This is a genomic window from Shewanella sp. GutDb-MelDb, from assembly GCF_002836075.1.
Lineage (GTDB): Bacteria > Pseudomonadota > Gammaproteobacteria > Enterobacterales > Shewanellaceae > Shewanella.
In genome coordinates this window covers 74,252-92,049 of record NZ_PJBM01000258.1, presented here as the reverse complement: position 1 = coordinate 92,049, position 17,798 = coordinate 74,252, and the positions used below count along the sequence as shown (strand labels likewise).

Annotated in this window: 8 protein-coding genes and 1 pseudogene; 3 read left to right on the top strand and 6 right to left on the bottom strand. The window is 43.1% G+C overall.

All coding sequences use genetic code 11. The features are described from left to right. Positions 1 to 301: 301 nt before the first annotated feature. Positions 302 to 370 (top strand): annotated as a pseudogene (locus CXF82_RS22810) (histidine kinase dimerization/phospho-acceptor domain-containing protein); the annotation flags it as partial. A gap of 274 nt (positions 371 to 644) precedes the next feature. Here CXF82_RS22810 and hemE read toward each other — a convergent pair. Continuing rightward, positions 645 to 1,709, bottom strand: coding sequence for a uroporphyrinogen decarboxylase (gene hemE, locus CXF82_RS18810; RefSeq protein ID WP_101090688.1), 1,065 nt, complete (start codon positions 1,707 to 1,709; stop codon positions 645 to 647). Positions 1,710 to 2,231: 522 nt separating this feature from the next. Between hemE and rsd the strand changes: the two genes are divergently transcribed. Beyond that, entirely contained in the window at positions 2,232 to 2,699 is a 468-nt protein-coding gene (rsd, locus tag CXF82_RS18805) for a sigma D regulator (RefSeq protein WP_101090689.1), read from the top strand. 148 nt (positions 2,700 to 2,847) lie between these two features. Here rsd and acnB read toward each other — a convergent pair whose 3' ends face one another. Continuing rightward, complete coding sequence (gene acnB, locus CXF82_RS18800; protein ID WP_102039879.1) at positions 2,848 to 5,445, bottom strand: bifunctional aconitate hydratase 2/2-methylisocitrate dehydratase; 2,598 nt, start codon at positions 5,443 to 5,445, stop codon at positions 2,848 to 2,850. A gap of 400 nt (positions 5,446 to 5,845) precedes the next feature. Between acnB and hxpB the strand changes: the two genes are divergently transcribed. Continuing rightward, a complete protein-coding gene (gene hxpB, locus CXF82_RS18795) occupies positions 5,846 to 6,523 on the top strand; it encodes a hexitol phosphatase HxpB (protein WP_102039880.1) in 678 nt (225 codons plus the stop codon). A 79-nt stretch (positions 6,524 to 6,602) separates the two neighbouring features. On the opposite strand, the gene CXF82_RS18790 is transcribed toward hxpB, so the two are convergent. The 4 genes from CXF82_RS18790 to lpdA all read right to left on the bottom strand — a co-directional run bounded on the left by CXF82_RS18790 (position 6,603) and on the right by lpdA (position 17,489). Next, positions 6,603 to 8,660 (bottom strand): M13 family metallopeptidase, encoded by a 2,058-nt coding sequence (locus CXF82_RS18790; RefSeq protein ID WP_102044747.1) that lies wholly within the window; start codon positions 8,658 to 8,660, stop codon positions 6,603 to 6,605. 156 nt (positions 8,661 to 8,816) lie between these two features. Then, entirely contained in the window at positions 8,817 to 11,033 is a 2,217-nt protein-coding gene (locus CXF82_RS18785) for a patatin-like phospholipase family protein (RefSeq protein ID WP_102044746.1), read from the bottom strand. Between the two features lie 64 nt (positions 11,034 to 11,097). Continuing rightward, on the bottom strand, positions 11,098 to 15,591 hold the full coding sequence (locus tag CXF82_RS18780) for an EAL domain-containing protein (protein WP_102044750.1): 4,494 nt from the start codon (positions 15,589 to 15,591) through the stop codon (positions 11,098 to 11,100). A 467-nt stretch (positions 15,592 to 16,058) separates the two neighbouring features. Then, a complete protein-coding gene (gene lpdA / locus CXF82_RS18775; RefSeq protein ID WP_101090694.1) occupies positions 16,059 to 17,489 on the bottom strand; it encodes a dihydrolipoyl dehydrogenase in 1,431 nt (476 codons plus the stop codon). Positions 17,490 to 17,798 lie beyond the last annotated feature (309 nt).

The window sequence follows — 17,798 nt, the reverse complement described above, 5'->3', positions numbered from 1 at the left end:
AAATCGTTTAGAATAAAAATCACTAGCCCTAATTTACTCATTGCATATAAACTTAATAAAACAAAGAAATTGTATATTACGATGCAGTAATAATTACATCTTAAACCTTGCTCAGAACATTTCATCGACTACCATTTTAATACATTAATTTAAATGATATTCATTCCTAATCATTACTATTCATTAACACATGTTTTATTTTATAAAGTACGAGTCCTCAAGTAGAAATATAATGACCATTATTGATTTTTTAATAATAATTATTAAAGCTATTTACCTACAAGAAGAATAACGGCATGAGTTTATGTTGCACCTGTCGCACGACTTAAAGACCCCGCTCACATCACTGCAAGGTTATATCGACACTTAGCTATTATTGCCACTACAGGAAAGCAGCAGCGACTCAAACGGCATTGCCACAACTTGGGGTGCGACTGTCGATTGTGAGGCAACAGTTATCGCTTTAAAACGGTGACATCGAAAGTCAGCCCAGAAAAGGCAGTGACTTTAGAATTGAACAGCAACCGATTAGGTGTTAAACCGACTCCTATCGAAGCACAAAATACTCTAGATATCATCAAATAGCGTCCACAAAAAAGGCCCAGTAAACTGAGCCTTTTAAACCAAACTACTGAAGTAGTGGCTTACTTGTGGTATTTACCTGACAACTCAGTAACTGAGTTGATGAACGCGCCCGCATGCTCAGGATCAACATGTTGGTGAATACCATGGCCCAAGTTAAATACGTGGCCAGTACCTTCACCGTAAGAAGATAGAATCTGTTCTACTTCTTGACGAATACGCTCAGGAGAGGCGTAAAGTACAGATGGGTCCATGTTTCCTTGAAGAGCAACTTTATGCCCAACACGACGACGTGCATCACCGATATCAACAGTCCAATCTAGACCTAAGGCATCACAACCTGTTTCAGCCATAGATTCAAGCCATAGTCCGCCACCTTTGGTGAACAGAGTCACTGGCACTTGACGACCGTCTGCATGGCGAGTTAAGCCATCAACGATTTTCTGCATATAACGCAGTGAGAATTCACGGTAAGCGTGGTGAGAAAGTGCACCGCCCCATGAATCAAAGATCATAAGTGACTGAGCACCGTTAGCAACCTGAGCGTTCAGGTACAAGATGACTGAGTCAGCTAGCTTATCAAGCAACATGTGCAATGTTTTTGGCTCTTCATAAGCCATTTTCTTGATCTTTTCGAAAGTCTTGCTTGAACCGCCTTCAACCATGTAAGTCGCTAGTGTCCAAGGAGAGCCAGAGAAACCAATCAAAGGCACTTCGCCTTTAAGCTCACGACGAATGGTGCTGACAGCACGCATCACATAACCAAGCTCGTCTTCTGGATCTGGGATGCAAAGCTTTTTGATTGAGTCGATAGTATCGGTTGGACGTTGAAAGCGTGGGCCTTCGCCAGTTTCAAAATACAGACCAAGTCCCATCGCATCAGGAATAGTCAGAATATCAGAGAATAAAATCGCAGCATCTAGGTCATAACGACGTAGTGGTTGCAAGGTCACTTCACAAGCCAAATCTTTGTCTTTACAAAGCGACATGAAATCACCGGCTTGAGCGCGGGTTGCTTTGTACTCAGGAAGATAACGACCAGCTTGACGCATCATCCAGACAGGTGTTCTGTCGACAGGCTGTTTTAATAAAGCACGTAAATAACGATCATTCTTTAATTCTGCCATTTGGCTTGATTCCTAAACTTATATTGATATCCACTTGCACAGTAGTTTAGCATTTACGTTAATAAAGTAACCTCTATCGGTGAAATTATGTGACCCGTAACTCGACAAATAGCCCCAGCGAGGTCGAAGTTAACATTATTATCTGCCTAACCACCTTATTTGTAAGTCGTTAATGTGAGATCTCATATCAAGTAAAAGTGCGATATAGGCCCACAATAGAGCTTAACGCACGCTGTATAGCTCTCAATGTGACAGAAAAAAGTTGCACCCAGTGCTTAGCTTTGGTATAAAAAGTCTGCGCTAGCAAGAACAATCAAGAGCTCGTCGCATCGAGCCTGCAAAAACTATACTCGCCCAGCGATAGAATTCTATCACTGGGCTTTTTCTTTTTAGCGCCCCAGCCTTACCTGCTAGCTGGTATGTCCATTCAGTTATTCCGCCTAAATCGTCGAAAAGTAGTTGATCAACACAGTACTTGTCCCTACATTAGATGTTAGGGATAGATTCTTACTGGGGAAGATCATGCTAAGAAAGTTAGAGAAAGCCGAACAAAAATGGGGTGGTTCAAATACTCTTATAGATCAATGGTTAAACAATCGTCGTAAGCTACTGATCAACTACTGCCAAATCGCTGGTATTCCTCCATATGAAGTTTCAGAGAATTCCTTACCCGCATTTGATTCCGTTAAAGCATTTTGCGATCAATTAATGGACTACGTCTCTGAAGGCCATTTCGAAATTTATAACCAAGTCGTCACGGCTTGCGAGAAGAATGGCAGCTCAAGCCAAGAGATTGCGCAGCAATTGGTTCCACAGATTAGCGAAACAACTGACACTGCGCTCGACTTCAACGACAAGTACACCGAAGCCGACGACGAAAAAGTGCTGTTTCACCTAGATAAAGATTTGTCATCACTTGGGCATGCGATGGAAACACGTTTTGCGCTTGAAGATAAGCTGTTAGAAGTGCTGCACACTAAGCACACTTAATCAGTCATTAAGTATTTGAAATTTGCGGTACTGAGCAATATCTGCCTATATCCCTAAGGTGCTTATTGTCTATAAGTTATAAATGTCGAGTCATAAAAAAGGCCAGCTAATTAGCTGGCCTTTTTCGTACTAGACACAAACTTACATCTTAAACAGCAGACTGGAAGATAACTTCGCCCGCTTTTTCTGTGTACGATGCAATTTGATCGAAGTTCAGATAACGGTAAGTGTCAGCTGCAGTTGCATCTAACTCTTTAGCGTATGTCTGGTACTCATCAGGCGATGGTAAACGACCGAGTAACGCTGCAACAGCCGCAAGCTCAGCTGACGCCAAATATACATTGGCACCCGTACCAAGACGATTGGGGAAGTTACGGGTAGAAGTAGAAACTACCGTTGCACCTTCAGCAACACGTGCTTGGTTACCCATACACAGCGAACATCCAGGGATCTCAATACGAGCACCGACACGACCGAAGATAGCATAATAGCCCTCTTCAGTAAGTTGATCACGATCCATCTTAGTTGGAGGCGCAATCCACAAACGTGTAGGCAGAGTCGTAGCAAACTTCTCCAACATCTTACCCGTTGCACGGAAGTGACCGATGTTAGTCATACAAGAACCAACGAAGACTTCGTCAATCTTAGTATCAACCACTGATGAAAGTAACACGGCATCATCTGGATCGTTTGGCGCACAAAGAATAGGTTCTTTGATTTCGCTCAAATCAATTTCGATAATTTCTGCGTATTCAGCATCGCTGTCAGCTTCCATTAATTCAGGGTTTGCTAGCCACTCTTGCATCGCAATGACACGACGTTCAATAGTACGACGATCGCCATAACCTTCAGCAATCATCCACTTCAACATCACGATGTTAGAGGTTAGATATTCGATGATTGGCTCTTTATCAAGCTTAATAGTACAACCCGCAGCACTACGCTCAGCGGATGCATCAGAAAGCTCAAACGCTTGCTCAACTTTAAGTTGTTCAAGACCTTCAATTTCTAATACACGACCAGAGAAGGCGTTGACCTTACCTTTCTTCTCTACCGTCAACAGACCCATCTCAATGGCTTTAAGCGGAATAGAATGTACCAAGTCACGTAACGTCATACCCGGTTGCATTTCGCCTTTAAAGCGCACCAAAATCGACTCAGGCATATCCAGTGGCATTACACCTGTTGCCGCAGCAAATGCGACCAGACCTGAACCGGCTGGGAATGAGATACCAATTGGGAAACGAGTATGTGAATCACCACCCGTACCTACGGTATCTGGCAACAACATACGGTTCAACCATGAGTGGATCACCCCGTCACCAGGACGCAGAGAAACACCGCCACGATTCATAATGAAATCAGGCAGAGTATGATGTGTGTTCACATCAATAGGCTTTGGATAAGCGGCTGTGTGGCAGAAAGACTGCATCGTCAAATCAGCACTAAAACCAAGACATGCAAGGTCTTTAAGCTCATCACGCGTCATAGGACCCGTAGTATCTTGTGAACCAACAGATGACATCTTAGGTTCACAGTACTGGCCTGGACGAATACCACTAACGCCGCACGCCTTACCGACCATCTTCTGGGCAAGGGTAAAGCCCTTGCCTGTATCTGCCACATCTTTTGGACGCACAAATTCAGTAGAAGCTTCAACGCCGAGTGTTTCACGAGCACGGTCAGTAAGACCACGGCCAATGATCAATGGAATACGACCGCCTGCACGAACTTCATCCATCAACACTTCGGTCTTTAGCGAAAATTCAGAGATAATTTCATCGCTATCGTGACGCTTAACAACACCTTGGTATGGGTAGATATCAATAACATCACCCATCTCCATCTTGCTAACGTCTAGCTCAATAGGTAACGCACCAGCATCTTCCATTGTGTTGAAGAAGATTGGTGCGATCTTGCCACCTAAACAGAAACCACCCGCACGCTTGTTAGGCACATTAGGGATATCATCACCCATGAACCAAAGCACTGAGTTAGTCGCTGATTTACGTGAAGAACCCGTACCAACAACATCACCGACATAAACCAATGGGAAACCCTTGGTTTTAAGTGATGCAATCTCTTTAATTGGACCAACGGTACCAGCTGTATCAGGAACAATTCCCTCACGAGCATTCTTTAGCATCGCTAATGCGTGCAAAGGAATATCAGGACGTGACCATGCATCTGGTGCAGGTGACAAATCATCGGTATTAGTCTCGCCTGACACTTTAAAGACGGTCAGAGATATCTTTTCGGCAAGCTTAGGACGCGATAGGAACCATTTAGCGTCAGCCCATGCGTGAACAACTTGTTTAGCGTAGTCGTTACCCGCCTGCATTTTTTCCACTACGTCATGGAAAGAATCAAACATCAATAACGTGTGAGACAACGCTTTAACAGCCAGCGGTGCTTGCGCATCGTTATCTAACTGAGCAATAAGCGGTTCAATGTTATAACCACCCATCATAGTACCAAGCAGCTCAACAGCTCGCGCAGATGACAGAATGCTTGATGAGACTTCGCCTTTGGCGACAGCATCTAAAAAGCCTGCTTTTACATATGCAGCTTCATCAACACCTGGTGGGATACGGTTTTCAATCAGATCAAGAAGAAACGCTTCTTCACCTGCAGGTGGATTCTTTACCAATTCGACTAGTAGTGCCACTTGTTGGGCATCTAATGGCTTAGGGACTACGCCCTCTGAAGCACGTTCTGCGACGTGTTTACGATATGCTTCTAGCATGGCAATATTCCTCTTTTTTGGCGTTCTCACAACGAAACTGCTCGTCTTCACATTGGAACTGACGACTCGGCAGGCTCGACCCTTATTTCGAGGCGTATTATACTACAGCTTTGCAAAAGTATGAATCAGATCACACTTGGACAAGTGATAAATCATGCTCAAGAGGCAAGATGGTCACACTTTAAGCTGTTCATCCCAAAAAGAAAACTAGACCATAGTGTTAAATGAATTTATTCGTTATTTTATTCAAAGAGTTAAGCACTAATAAACTGCCATTATTATTGGTTATATCTCACTATTGATGTCGTTAAATATGCCATTAACCTTAGTATTATTTGAATATTCACTAGAATAAACTACTACTATTCACCAATGTTATAATGAACATAATTGGAGACTTATGACCACACCTGAGTTAAAAGCCGTTATTTTCGACATGGATGGAGTGCTAATTGACTCTGAACCTGTATGGCAAATTGCCGAACATAAGGTGATGTCGGAACTCGGTTTAAACATCTCAATTGAAGATACTGTCGAAACGACCGGACTAAGAATCGATCACGTCGTCGCATTTTGGTATGCCCGCTTTCCTTGGCCTAACTATGACAACGAACAAACAGCCCAAGCCATTGTAGAGCAAGTTATCATGCATATTTTAGTCGAAGGTACACCTATGCGAGGCGTCATCGCCGCGCTTGATACTTGCCAAGAACACGGCCTTAAAATCGGCTTGGCGACGTCCTCTTCTAGCGATATTATTAATGCTGTTTTAAACAAACTATCAATAAATTCATACTTTCAAGCCATTAAGTCTGCTGAATATTTAACTTATGGTAAGCCGCATCCTGAGGTCTATTTAAATTGCGCTGCTGCGCTCAATATTGATCCTATCCATTGCTTAGCGATTGAGGATTCATTTAATGGACTGGTCGCAGCCCGCGCTGCCAATATGCAAACAATTGCCATCCCTGAGCCCAAATTGGCGGATTTAACCAAGTGGGTCATCGCTCATCATCAGTTAGCGAGTCTAGAGCAACTACCTGAGTTCCTCGCTCGACATACCAATTCCATTAAATAGTTGCGAATTCAGCGAGAATTAAAAAGCCCATCGAAAGATGGGCTTTTTTTACTTATTGAGATCAGTATCTAATGTTAGCTTACCAAATCTTAACGCGATCGCTTTCGCTTAAGAACATTTTATCGCCCTCTTTCAAATCAAATGCTTCATAGAAAGCAGGGATATTACGTGGTGTGCCCATCGCGCGGAAATGGCTCGGTGAATGTGAATCGGTCATTAAACGGCGGCCAAGCTCTTCATCTCGGTAGTTACGACGCCAGACTTGAGACCAACCAATGAACAAGCGTTGTTCACCCGTTAAGCCTTCTATTACCGGCGATGGTTTACCATTAAGACTCATCGCATAAGAGCGAGCTGCCACGGTTAAACCGCCTAAGTCGCCAATGTTTTCGCCTAAGGTTAAATCACCATTAACGAACTTACCCGGCATGGCTTCATAACCTGCGTACTGCTTTGACAACTGCGCGGCACGCTTTTGGAACTCTTCACGGTCTTTATCTGACCACCAATCGCGAAGGTTACCGTCACCATCATATTTAGCGCCTTGATCATCAAAACCATGGCTGATCTCATGACCGATAACAGCACCGATGCCACCATAGTTAATCGCATCATCAGCATCCATATTAAAGAATGGTGGTTGCAGGATTGCGGCAGGGAACACTATTTCATTCATCACAGGACTATAGTAAGCGTTCACCGTTTGTGGCGTCATGTGCCACTCAGTACGATCAATCGGTTGACCCAATTTAGCTAACATCGCTTTGTACTCAAATTGAGCATAGCGTTGATAGTTGCCGACTAAGTCGTTAGCTTCAATGTCGAGTGCCGTATAATCTTTCCACTTATCAGGGTAGCCGATCTTATAGGTAAACTTCGCCAGTTTTTCTTGAGCGGCGAGCTTAGTTTCAGGCGTCATCCACTCCAGTTCATTGATGCTGACCTCAAATCCTTTGATCAGGTTTTGGATCATCTCTTCCATTTTGGCTTTAGCTTCGGGCTTAAAGTTTTGCTTAACATACTCTTCGCCCACCAGCTCACCAATCACTTGGTCAGCTGCATCAACACCCTTCTTCCAGCGTGGCTTCTGCTCTTCGATACCCATTAAGGTATTACCATGGAAAGCAAAATGGAGATCAACGAAATCTTTACTCAATAGTTCTGCGTAATCATCCACCAGATGAAAAGCTAAATAGTCTTGCCACTCGGACACGCTAAATTGACTAAACTCTTTGCCAAACTTTTCAAAGTAAGATGGCTGACGCACAATCACGTCCGTCACTTTGTCGATGTCTGCTCCCGCTGAGAACTGCACAAAGTCAAAACCTTCAACTAAATCTTGCAGCTGTTGACGGTCCATCTTGTTATAACTTTTATTGGCATCACGCGACTCAACACGGCTCCATTGACTTGCGGCGATAAACTTTTCAATCTTAGCCACACTTTCGCTCGCGCGCTTTGGATCGCTATAGCCCGCTTTGGTCATCAGGTCATCGACGTATTGAATTAATGCTGCACGATTTGCAGTAAATTTCTCATCATCTTTTAGGTAGTAATCTCTATCTGGCAATGTGAGACCTGATTGATACAGATAGACCCCATATTGACTCGAGTTTTTAGCATCGTTATTGACGTAAAAACCGAATGGCACCGTTGAACCATGTACCAATAAACTGCCCATTAAAGTCGCTATATCGTTGTGAGTTGATGCAAAGGCAATATCTGACAGCTGATCTTTTAGCGGTGAGATCCCTAACCCCTCAATGGCGTCGGTATCCATGAAGCTCGCATAAAAATCACCCACTTTTTGCTCACTGCTACCTTTTGCCTTGTTTGGCTTAGCAGCTGCGGCATCAATAATTTTTTTAAGTGCTTCTTGGCTTTGTTCATAAAGAACGGAAAATGAACCGTAATTAGATTTATCAGCAGGGATAGGTGTGTTCGCTAACCAAGTGCCATTCACGCTGTAGTAGAAATCATCTTGATGACGCACAGCTGGGTCAAAATTGGCTTTTTCAACTCCAGAAACCACCATTGAAGTGGCACTTTCTGTAATACTGTCTTTATCGCTACTGCCACATCCTGCAACACCTAACGTTAATGCTACGCACAATGCTAATTGACTTACCTTATTCATATTTATCCCCGATTTAGTCCTTTAATAAATTGCTTCTACTTTTCGTAAAAACAATCGTCTAATTCATATTTCTCTCTATGTTTTAGACTATTAAGCCCATTCTTGTCACATTATATTAATGTTATTTCAAGCGGTCTGAAGCCGCTCACTTCTTGATTACCAGTTCTTACCAATAAACAGGAATATCGTTTTCTCACCGTCATCTGAAGCACCAAAGCCAAGTGCTGCAGGCCCAACGCTAGTGTCTATACCAAGGAAAATACTACCTGCATAAATAAGATCATCTAATGACACATTATCTTTTTGATTCCAGACGTTACCCGCTTCGATACTGGTTCCTAGATAGAGTGGATACTCTGTCATGCCTAATACATCACGCCCTAAATCATATTGATACACAAAAGCCCCGAACACTTTATGTGAGCCATAAAGGGCATTTTTATGATAACCGGAAAGATTTAAGAAGCCGCCTAATTCAGAGACATTGACTGTGAAGGCGCCATCTTTATCGACCGTCGCAAATGAGGCTATACCAACGAAAGCATGGTTACCAACACCGACGGCGCCACGCCAATCTGCTTCAATTTGTAATGAAACGTCAGAGGACTCTGAGGTAATATCTTGATCGTAACCCTCTTTTCTAAGATACATATTTAGCGTAAAGCGATTACCCGATGTCGGGAAGTTAATACTATTGAGATCGTCGTAGGCAAATTTAAAGTAACCGCCGTAACTATCATAATCGACCGTACCAAGTTGCCAAAGGTCATTATCTAAGCTACCTAACTCACCCAATAATCCGACCTCAACTTTACCGTTTTGGGTATAATTCCAACCTATACCAATTTCAGCGAGATAAGCTGCTTGCTTAAGCTGAAGAACACGGCTGTTATCTTCAAAAAAACCCCAATCTTTAAGTTCGTACTCCACTCGTACTCGACTAAAGTAATCTTGATCTTTCGACAAAGGCTGATAAAACTCAGAACCTAAAAATTTATCGAAGCCTAAGGAGATCTCATTGCGCCATTCACCGCCATTTTCAGTCAAGTCCGTCATGGTATACGCCACATCTAATGAAATGACTGAATCGAGGCTAAAATCATCTTCCCAACTAAAACCTAATTGGAAATAATTCGGTCCCCAAGACTTTGCTTTAGTTGAAACGGTTAGCACTCTTCCATCAGGCGTATCTTCAAACTCGGCATCAACTCGCTCAAATTTGTCCAACGAATAGATCCGGGCGATGCCCGCCTCAAGCGTTTGGACGGTGACATGATCACCCACATCCAAATTGAGGCTATCGGCAAGTAACTTTTCGCTCACTTTAGAGTCGTTGTCGTAGATAACCTTAATGAGTGGCCGGTTCAACTCATCGAGCCATACCTTGCTCTTGCTGCGCTTTGCAGCAAGATACTCGCTAAACTCCTGCTTAGAGACACTGTATTTGCCTAGCTTATCTAATTGGTCTCTTGCCGCTATCTCTCCTAAAGGGAGAGCGATGGGCATGATGCTAAAATCGGTGGTACTTAACTCACCAATATTAGGTCTAATAAGAATATCTTTATCCGACAATAACGCTTTTTGTCTCTCAGAACTGGCATTGGTGAGCATAGTCGATAACTGATTGAGCACTGCAATGGCACTGTCTAGCTCTTCTTTACCGACAAGTGGCGAGCCAATATCGACCGCAATAACAATATCTGCGCCCATCGCTTTAACCACATCTATTGGCATATTATTGGCGATGCCACCATCGACCAATAACATACCGTTGATAACCGCAGGTTGTAGTGCACCCGGAACCGATGAAGAGGCTTGCATTGCAGCCACAAGGCTACCTTCACTTAACACCACTGCTTGGCTGGTCGCTAAGTTGGTAGCCACCGCTCTAAAGGGGATTGAAAGATCATCGAAATGACCAAACTGATGTACCAAATTGGTAGAGCTTCGCAGCAATTGCGACATCGACTGACCGCGCAGTAAACCCGCAGGCATTTTGACTTGTTCATCGCTATAACCGACATTGACCGGAATATTATATTTGTCGCGGATCTCTTTATCTTTATAGCTCAGCTCTTCACGCGGGATGGTATCTGAATAGCCCTTATTCCAGTCAGTCTTCATCATGATAGCTTCTATTTCGGCAGCACTATAACCCAATGCATACATGCCACCAACATAGGAACCGATACTGGTACCAGTGATGTAATCAATCGGAATATTGTTCTCTTCCAGAACTTTAAGCACCCCAATATGCGCGGCACCTTTTGCACCGCCACCACTGAGTACTAAACCAATTTTTGGCCGTTCTGTAGCGCTAGCATATGACTGACAAAATACCAGCAAACAAAGAATAAAAATTCTATGGTTCATAATGACTTATTCAACTCTTCTAATGATGTTTTAACGTAGGGTATTTAATTAACTTGTGCAAGGCTTAGGCACTAGGAGCCATAAGTTGGTCCGCCTTAGACTGCAAATTAACTTCTGGCCGTATCGCCATGTAAGTATCTAAATCAGTACATGACATCGGTTTGGCAAAGTAGTAACCCTGTATGACATAGCAACCTCGACTAAAGACCTGCTCTAACTGCTCATGAGTTTCGACACCTTCAGCCACTACATCTAATTTTAAGTTTCTTGCGAGCTCAATAATACTGCTAGCAATGGCCTGATCGGCTTTATTAGTCGCAATATCAATAAGGAAAGAGCGATCAATTTTCAAGGTATTCACTTCAAAATGACGTAAGTAAGCCAAGGAGGAATAACCGGTCCCAAAATCATCGATCGCGACATCGATCCCTAAACTCTTAAGCTCTTTTAGGTGTTGTTTAGCAACTTCAAGCTCTTTCATCAATACGCCTTCAGTGATCTCAAGCGATAGTGAACGATTCGGCATTCCGGTTTCTGCCAAGCTCTTCTCGACACCATTAATAAAATCGGGCTGGCGAAAATGCAATGCTGAGATATTAACTGAGACTTTAAGCGGTTCATCTAAAATTTGTGCCCAACGGGCACCATGGCGACAAGCCTCACGCATAACCCAACGATCAATATCAACAATAAGCCCACATGCTTCGGCGACTTTGATAAAAATGTCGGTACGTACATAGCCATCTTGAGGGTGATTCCACCGCAATAAGGCTTCCACTCCGACAAGCTTATCATTTTGTAAAATATCTATCTGTGGTTGGAAGTGAAGCTCAAACTCATCTCTTTCAATGGCTTTACGTAGATCTGTCTCCAACCTTAAATGATAAAGCGCCTCGGCATTACGCTCTTGGGAATAATATTTAAAGTTTCCTTTGCCTTCATCTTTAGCATGATACATCGCCAAATCGGCATTTTTGATCAGTGTTTCTGGCTGTTTAGCATCTTCTGGCCACAGGCTGACACCAATACTGGTTGAGATATAAAACTCACGCCCATAAAGATCAAACGGTTTTTGAATACTCGCCAATAACTGTTCACAGAGTAGATTAATGCTATCGAGCTCCGTATCGCTACGCAGCAAAATAACAAACTCATCACCGCCAAAACGACATAAAACATTGTCATTAGTGATAAACGCTTGTAAGCGGTTTGAGGCTTCAACAAGCAAAGCATCGCCCATACTATGACCATAAGAATCGTTAACGTGCTTAAAGCGATCTAAATCTAAAAACAGCAAGGCGAGCTTACCGCCCTCTTTTTCAGCCTGATAAATAGAATGAGATAATTTGCTCGAAAACAAAGAACGATTTGGCAAACCTGTGAGTACATCATAATTAGCCAGACGACGAAGATCAGCTTCAGTGCGCTTACGATCAGTAATATCAGAGAACACCACAACATAATGCGTCGCTTCCCCAGTGGCATTTAAAATAGACGACACATTAAGCCAAACAACGCACTGCTGATCATTGGCGCACGCCACGGTGCATTCCCCCGTCCAGCTCAAGCCATGTTGCAGTAAATCAGCAATATGAGTACCCGACTCTTTGCCCCTTAGTACCTCAGCAAATGATCGGCCAATGAGCGTATTAGCATTGAAACCTAATATATCTTGCGCTGCTTTATTGGTGACTTGGATTAATTCATCTCTGTCGTAGATAAGCACCGCTTCAGATGTATTTTCAAATGCTTGAGCCAACAGATAGACATCATCCTTTAGCTGGCGCTGTTCAGAAATATCGGTATAAATACCTGCAACACGCTCAATTTTACCATTAAACTCATTACGTTCGACAGGTCTACCTAATACTCGCACCCAACCCCAAAGCTTATCACTTCGCAAGTAGCGGTACTCGACTTCGAAGCGATCGGTACGCTCATCGAGCATATCTTTCCAAGCGGTAAGCACATTACTCTTATCTTCGTTATGAATAGGAAATTCGCCAAGCTTAAGATGAACCTGAGTTTCTTGCTTACTCAATAAACCGCCCACATTTTCAAGTCTAAAAATATCAGTCTCTAGATGCCATTCCCATAACTCAGAGTTGCTGCCTCTTAATGCTTGTTTTAATCTATTTTCACTCTCTGTAAGCGCGGAGTTCATCCCTCTAAATGTCATTACCTGCCGCTGCCGAACAAAGATAATGCCTAGCCCGAGCAATAAGACGACAACCAGCAATAAACCTTTAAACCAGCGGGTTTGCCACCAGTACATTTCCACTTCAAAAGAGAAAGAAAATGGAGCGGCTGACCATACTTCGTTCTGCACACTAATAATTTCAAGCACATGCGTACCCGCATCTAAGCCAGAAATATTTAACTGCGATTGACCGTCGAGATAGATATAACTACCGCCTGTTTTATCCTCAGCGCGGCGTAAGCGGTATTGTAGCTGCAACGGCTTCTCATTGAGGTAATTGTTTCTCGCCAGTTGAAAGCTCACCAATTGTGCACCAGGTAAAATGCGATGACCCTCTTGCGGTAATAAGTTAACCTCGGTGCGATCTTCGAAATAGACTTCCATCGACTCAAGCAAGATAGTATCTTTTACTATGCGGTTCTTAAATTTGGTTACATCGAGTAGCATCGCCCCATCTGGCGTACCTACATATAGCCCTTCGGGAGAGACAAACACCGCCCCTTCGTTTAGCTCATCACTAATGAACCCATCTTCAGCGGCAACAACGATTATCTCATCCGTCATAGTATCGAATCGGATAATCGAACGTGGGCAACCTATAATGCGATATTGTTCAACGTCTTCAATAAAATACACACTATCACAGCTTACCTTCCACTCTTCAGTCAAAGACCGAGCATCACCCGTTTGCGAGTTGTATTCAACAACGCCATGATCTTTGAACCCAATCCAAAAAAGACCCGGTTCGACTTCTTTCATCGTCTTAACCGAAATAGTGTCCAATCCTAGTGCCTGCGGTATGGTAACGGCATGAAAATTGTTTTGTTTATCTAGATACCCAAGTAGCCGATCGCCCCCGAGCCACAACCTCTGTGCACTATCTCGGTTTACATGCTTAATTATCTGTAGTTGAACGATGCTCCTATCAGTACTCAAGTTGACATACTGCGGCTCTGCCAAGCCAGGATCCCAAAAAAATAGTCCCCTATTGGTAGCGAACCAAATCCGACCTTGAATGAGTGTATCAAAATAGGTGCTGTAAACAGTTTTACTCTCTAAGGTGCCCGAACCTCCCATCCAATCGCCAAACGTCTGCGTATGAAAAGTCGTTTTATTGACGATAGAGAGTCCGTTGGTGCTGGATAACAGAATGTTTTGTTCATCCAGTGGCTCAATGCGATAGATGCTGTCGTTTAGATCAATATTCTTCGGCGTTATAACATAGGGATGCTTCGTTTGCCTATCGATGAGGAATAATCCAGCGTCAGTGCCAAACCACACGTTCTCTTTATCTGCATAGATAGACCAAATGACTTCATCTGGCAGTTGGTAGGGTGCAGCCTTACTAAATTGCTCCAGTAAAAAGTCGGGGTTATCCGCCAATACAGCAACCCCATCGCCTGAGCCACCGATCCAAATAAGGCCAGTATCATCAACCGCAATATCGTGTATGTAATCGATATTCGACTTTTGCTTTATCTCATTCCCATAAAGCTGGCCTGACGGTGCATCTGGCAACCATTTTAATAAACCTGATCGCGTTGCCAACCATAAAAAACCTTTTTGGTCCTCTGCTATATGAGTAATATAATAAGGTAGCTGCGTAACCTTGCGGATTGATAAATCCTGCTGTATTAACTCAAAGAAGCCCTTGCTGGAGCTGATCCAAACTCGATTATTTGAATCTCTAAATATCTGCTCGATTCGACCATCGCTTTCAGACCAAGGCAACACTGCCACCCGTTCGCCAACCTCATCTCTAACCTCAATGCGTCCTTCTGTCGCCACTAGTAATCGATTGTCTGAAATAGCTGATATTGCCCGCCAAGGGTAATCCTGATTGCTGCTTAAAAAATTAACCCGCTCTAACGACATTCTTCTGTAGTTAAAGCGTAATAATTCGCCTTCTCTGGTGAGCAGAATTCTGTTGCCATAGTCATCTTCAACTTGAGAGATGATCCCCAAGCCTTCAAATTCAGGAAAAAGAGTGTTACTACCAAAAGCGGTAAAAGTATTGGTGTAAATATCGTAAAGGTAAATTTCGTAGAAACTACTAACCAGCAGATGACGTTTGCTTAAAGGAGAGACTAAATGAATCAAGTTATCACTCAGTTTTGAGTCTAAACCAACCTGATCGATTCTTCTAATTTTGGTGCTACTAACACGGTAAAGCCCCTCTTCTGTCGCCAGCCAAGTGAAACCATGGGCATCAAAACTAATATCCCATACTGTGCCGTTAATCAACCCATCACTTGCGGTAAAAATACGCTGAACAACGCCACTGGCGAACGCCGGTACGGAACAGATAAGCACTAATACGACAACGCTAAACCATGTTTTTATAATTCTTATTCTCACAGGTATTTCCCCATACAAGCTCGAAATACTGGATTCAGCAAGTCGAGAAGTGACAGAGTTAAAGGTCGTTAATTGCTCCTGCATAAACGACATTCCCACCGTCCTTGGTGGTTTCATGAAATTGATACTCATTATTCGAGTTCAATATTTATTCTTATATAAGCAAAAATACAGAAAAATGTGACTTCATGCCTTACCCTTCTGGAGTTCCCGTGAAATTCCTGCACTGCGTTAGTGATATCAAAAAAGGAAATAACCATTCTCTCAATCACAGCCATATTCAACGGCCCTACAGAAGCTTTAAAACGGGTATTTTGAAGTGGCTTGGATATTAGGCTTTATTAGATTAACTTGAATGTATCATTTAGGTAACACAGAATCACGCTTTGATTGGAAAAACTCCGAATTTACTGGGTTACAGGCATTAAAAAAGCGCTCATAAGAGCGCTTTATTCATTAGAAAAAGCTTACTTTTTCTTTTTTGCCTTAGGGTTAGGCAAGTCAGTAATTGAACCTTCATACATTTCTGCAGCAAGACCAACAGATTCGTGCAATGTTGGATGAGCATGAATGGTTAATGCTAAGTCTTCAGCATCACAACCCATTTCAATTGCTAGGCCAATTTCACCGAGTAATTCGCCGCCATTAACACCCACAATAGCACCACCGATAACACGATGAGTCTCTTTGTCGAAGATTAACTTAGTCATGCCTTCGCTTGCATCTGATGCGATTGCACGCCCACTTGCAGCCCAAGGGAAAGTCGCAGTTTCATAAGCAACACCTTGCTCTTTTGCTTCTTTCTCAGTTAGACCAACCCAAGCAACTTCTGGGTCTGTATAGGCAATAGAAGGGATAACTTTAGGGTCGAAGAAGTGCTTAAGACCTGAAATAACTTCAGCAGCAACATGCCCTTCATGCACACCTTTGTGTGCCAACATTGGTTGACCAACAATGTCACCAATAGCGAAGATGTTAGGGACGTTAGTACGCATCTGCTTATCAACGTTAATGAAACCACGCTCATCAACATTAACGCCTGCTTTCTCTGCGTCTAGCCCTTTACCGTTTGGAGAACGGCCAATAGCAACCAGTACTGCATCATAACGAACAGGTTCGCTAGGTGCTTTCTTGCCTTCCATTGTAACGTAGATACCGTCTTCTTTTGCTTCAACTGCAGTCACTTTAGTTTGCAAGATTAAGTTAAACTTCTTCTTAATTTGCTTAGTGAATACGCGTACAACGTCTTTATCTGCAGCAGGAATAACTTGATCGAACATTTCAACTACGTCGATTTCGCTTCCTAGAGATGAGTAAACGGTCCCCATTTCTAGACCGATGATACCGCCGCCCATAACTAGCAGCTTAGCAGGAACTTCTTTAAGCTCAAGCGCGTCAGTTGAATCCCAGATCCGTGGATCTTCATGGGGAATGAAAGGCAGTTTAATCGGACGCGAACCCGCTGCAATAATCGCATTGTCAAAGTTAACCACTGTAACCGTGCCATCTTCCGCAGTCACTTCCATTGTATTTGGGCCAGTGAACTTACCTAGACCATTAACAACATCAACTTTACGCATTTTAGACATTCCGCCTAATCCGCCAGTAAGCTGACCAATAACTTTATCTTTAAAGCCACGAAGCTTATCAAGATCAATCTTTGGCTCACCAAAAACGACACCGTGATCAGCAACAGCTTTTGCTTCTTCAATCACTTTAGAAACATGAAGCAGTGCTTTAGATGGGATACAACCAACGTTTAAACAAACGCCACCCAATGTGCTGAAGCGTTCAACGATGACAGTATCTAGGCCGAGATCCGCAGCACGGAATGCCGATGAATAGCCCGCAGGGCCTGCGCCTAGTACAACTACCTGAGTTTTGATTTCGTTACTCATGTTTTCCTCTATTCTTTTTATTTCGTTGGCGGGAGCACCGTCTCAACGATAAAGTGTGGCCAAATTAGGGTCTGTTTACCTTTCGAGCTTAGTTTTTGTTCGAATTCAATGCTTTTAGTACAAGGCTTTAGCGATGACGCTTAGCTCGCTAAGCGAAAAGCTTACAACGCTGTAATAAAGGCATTGAAACGAACCCGAAGGGCCGCGCTTCTTGGCTATTTTTACTGCGTTACAGCCAATTTGTGGAGAATGACTAAACCGCATAGTCTTCGCCTTGCCAAAATAGCCAATAATCTGTGGCAAAAACAA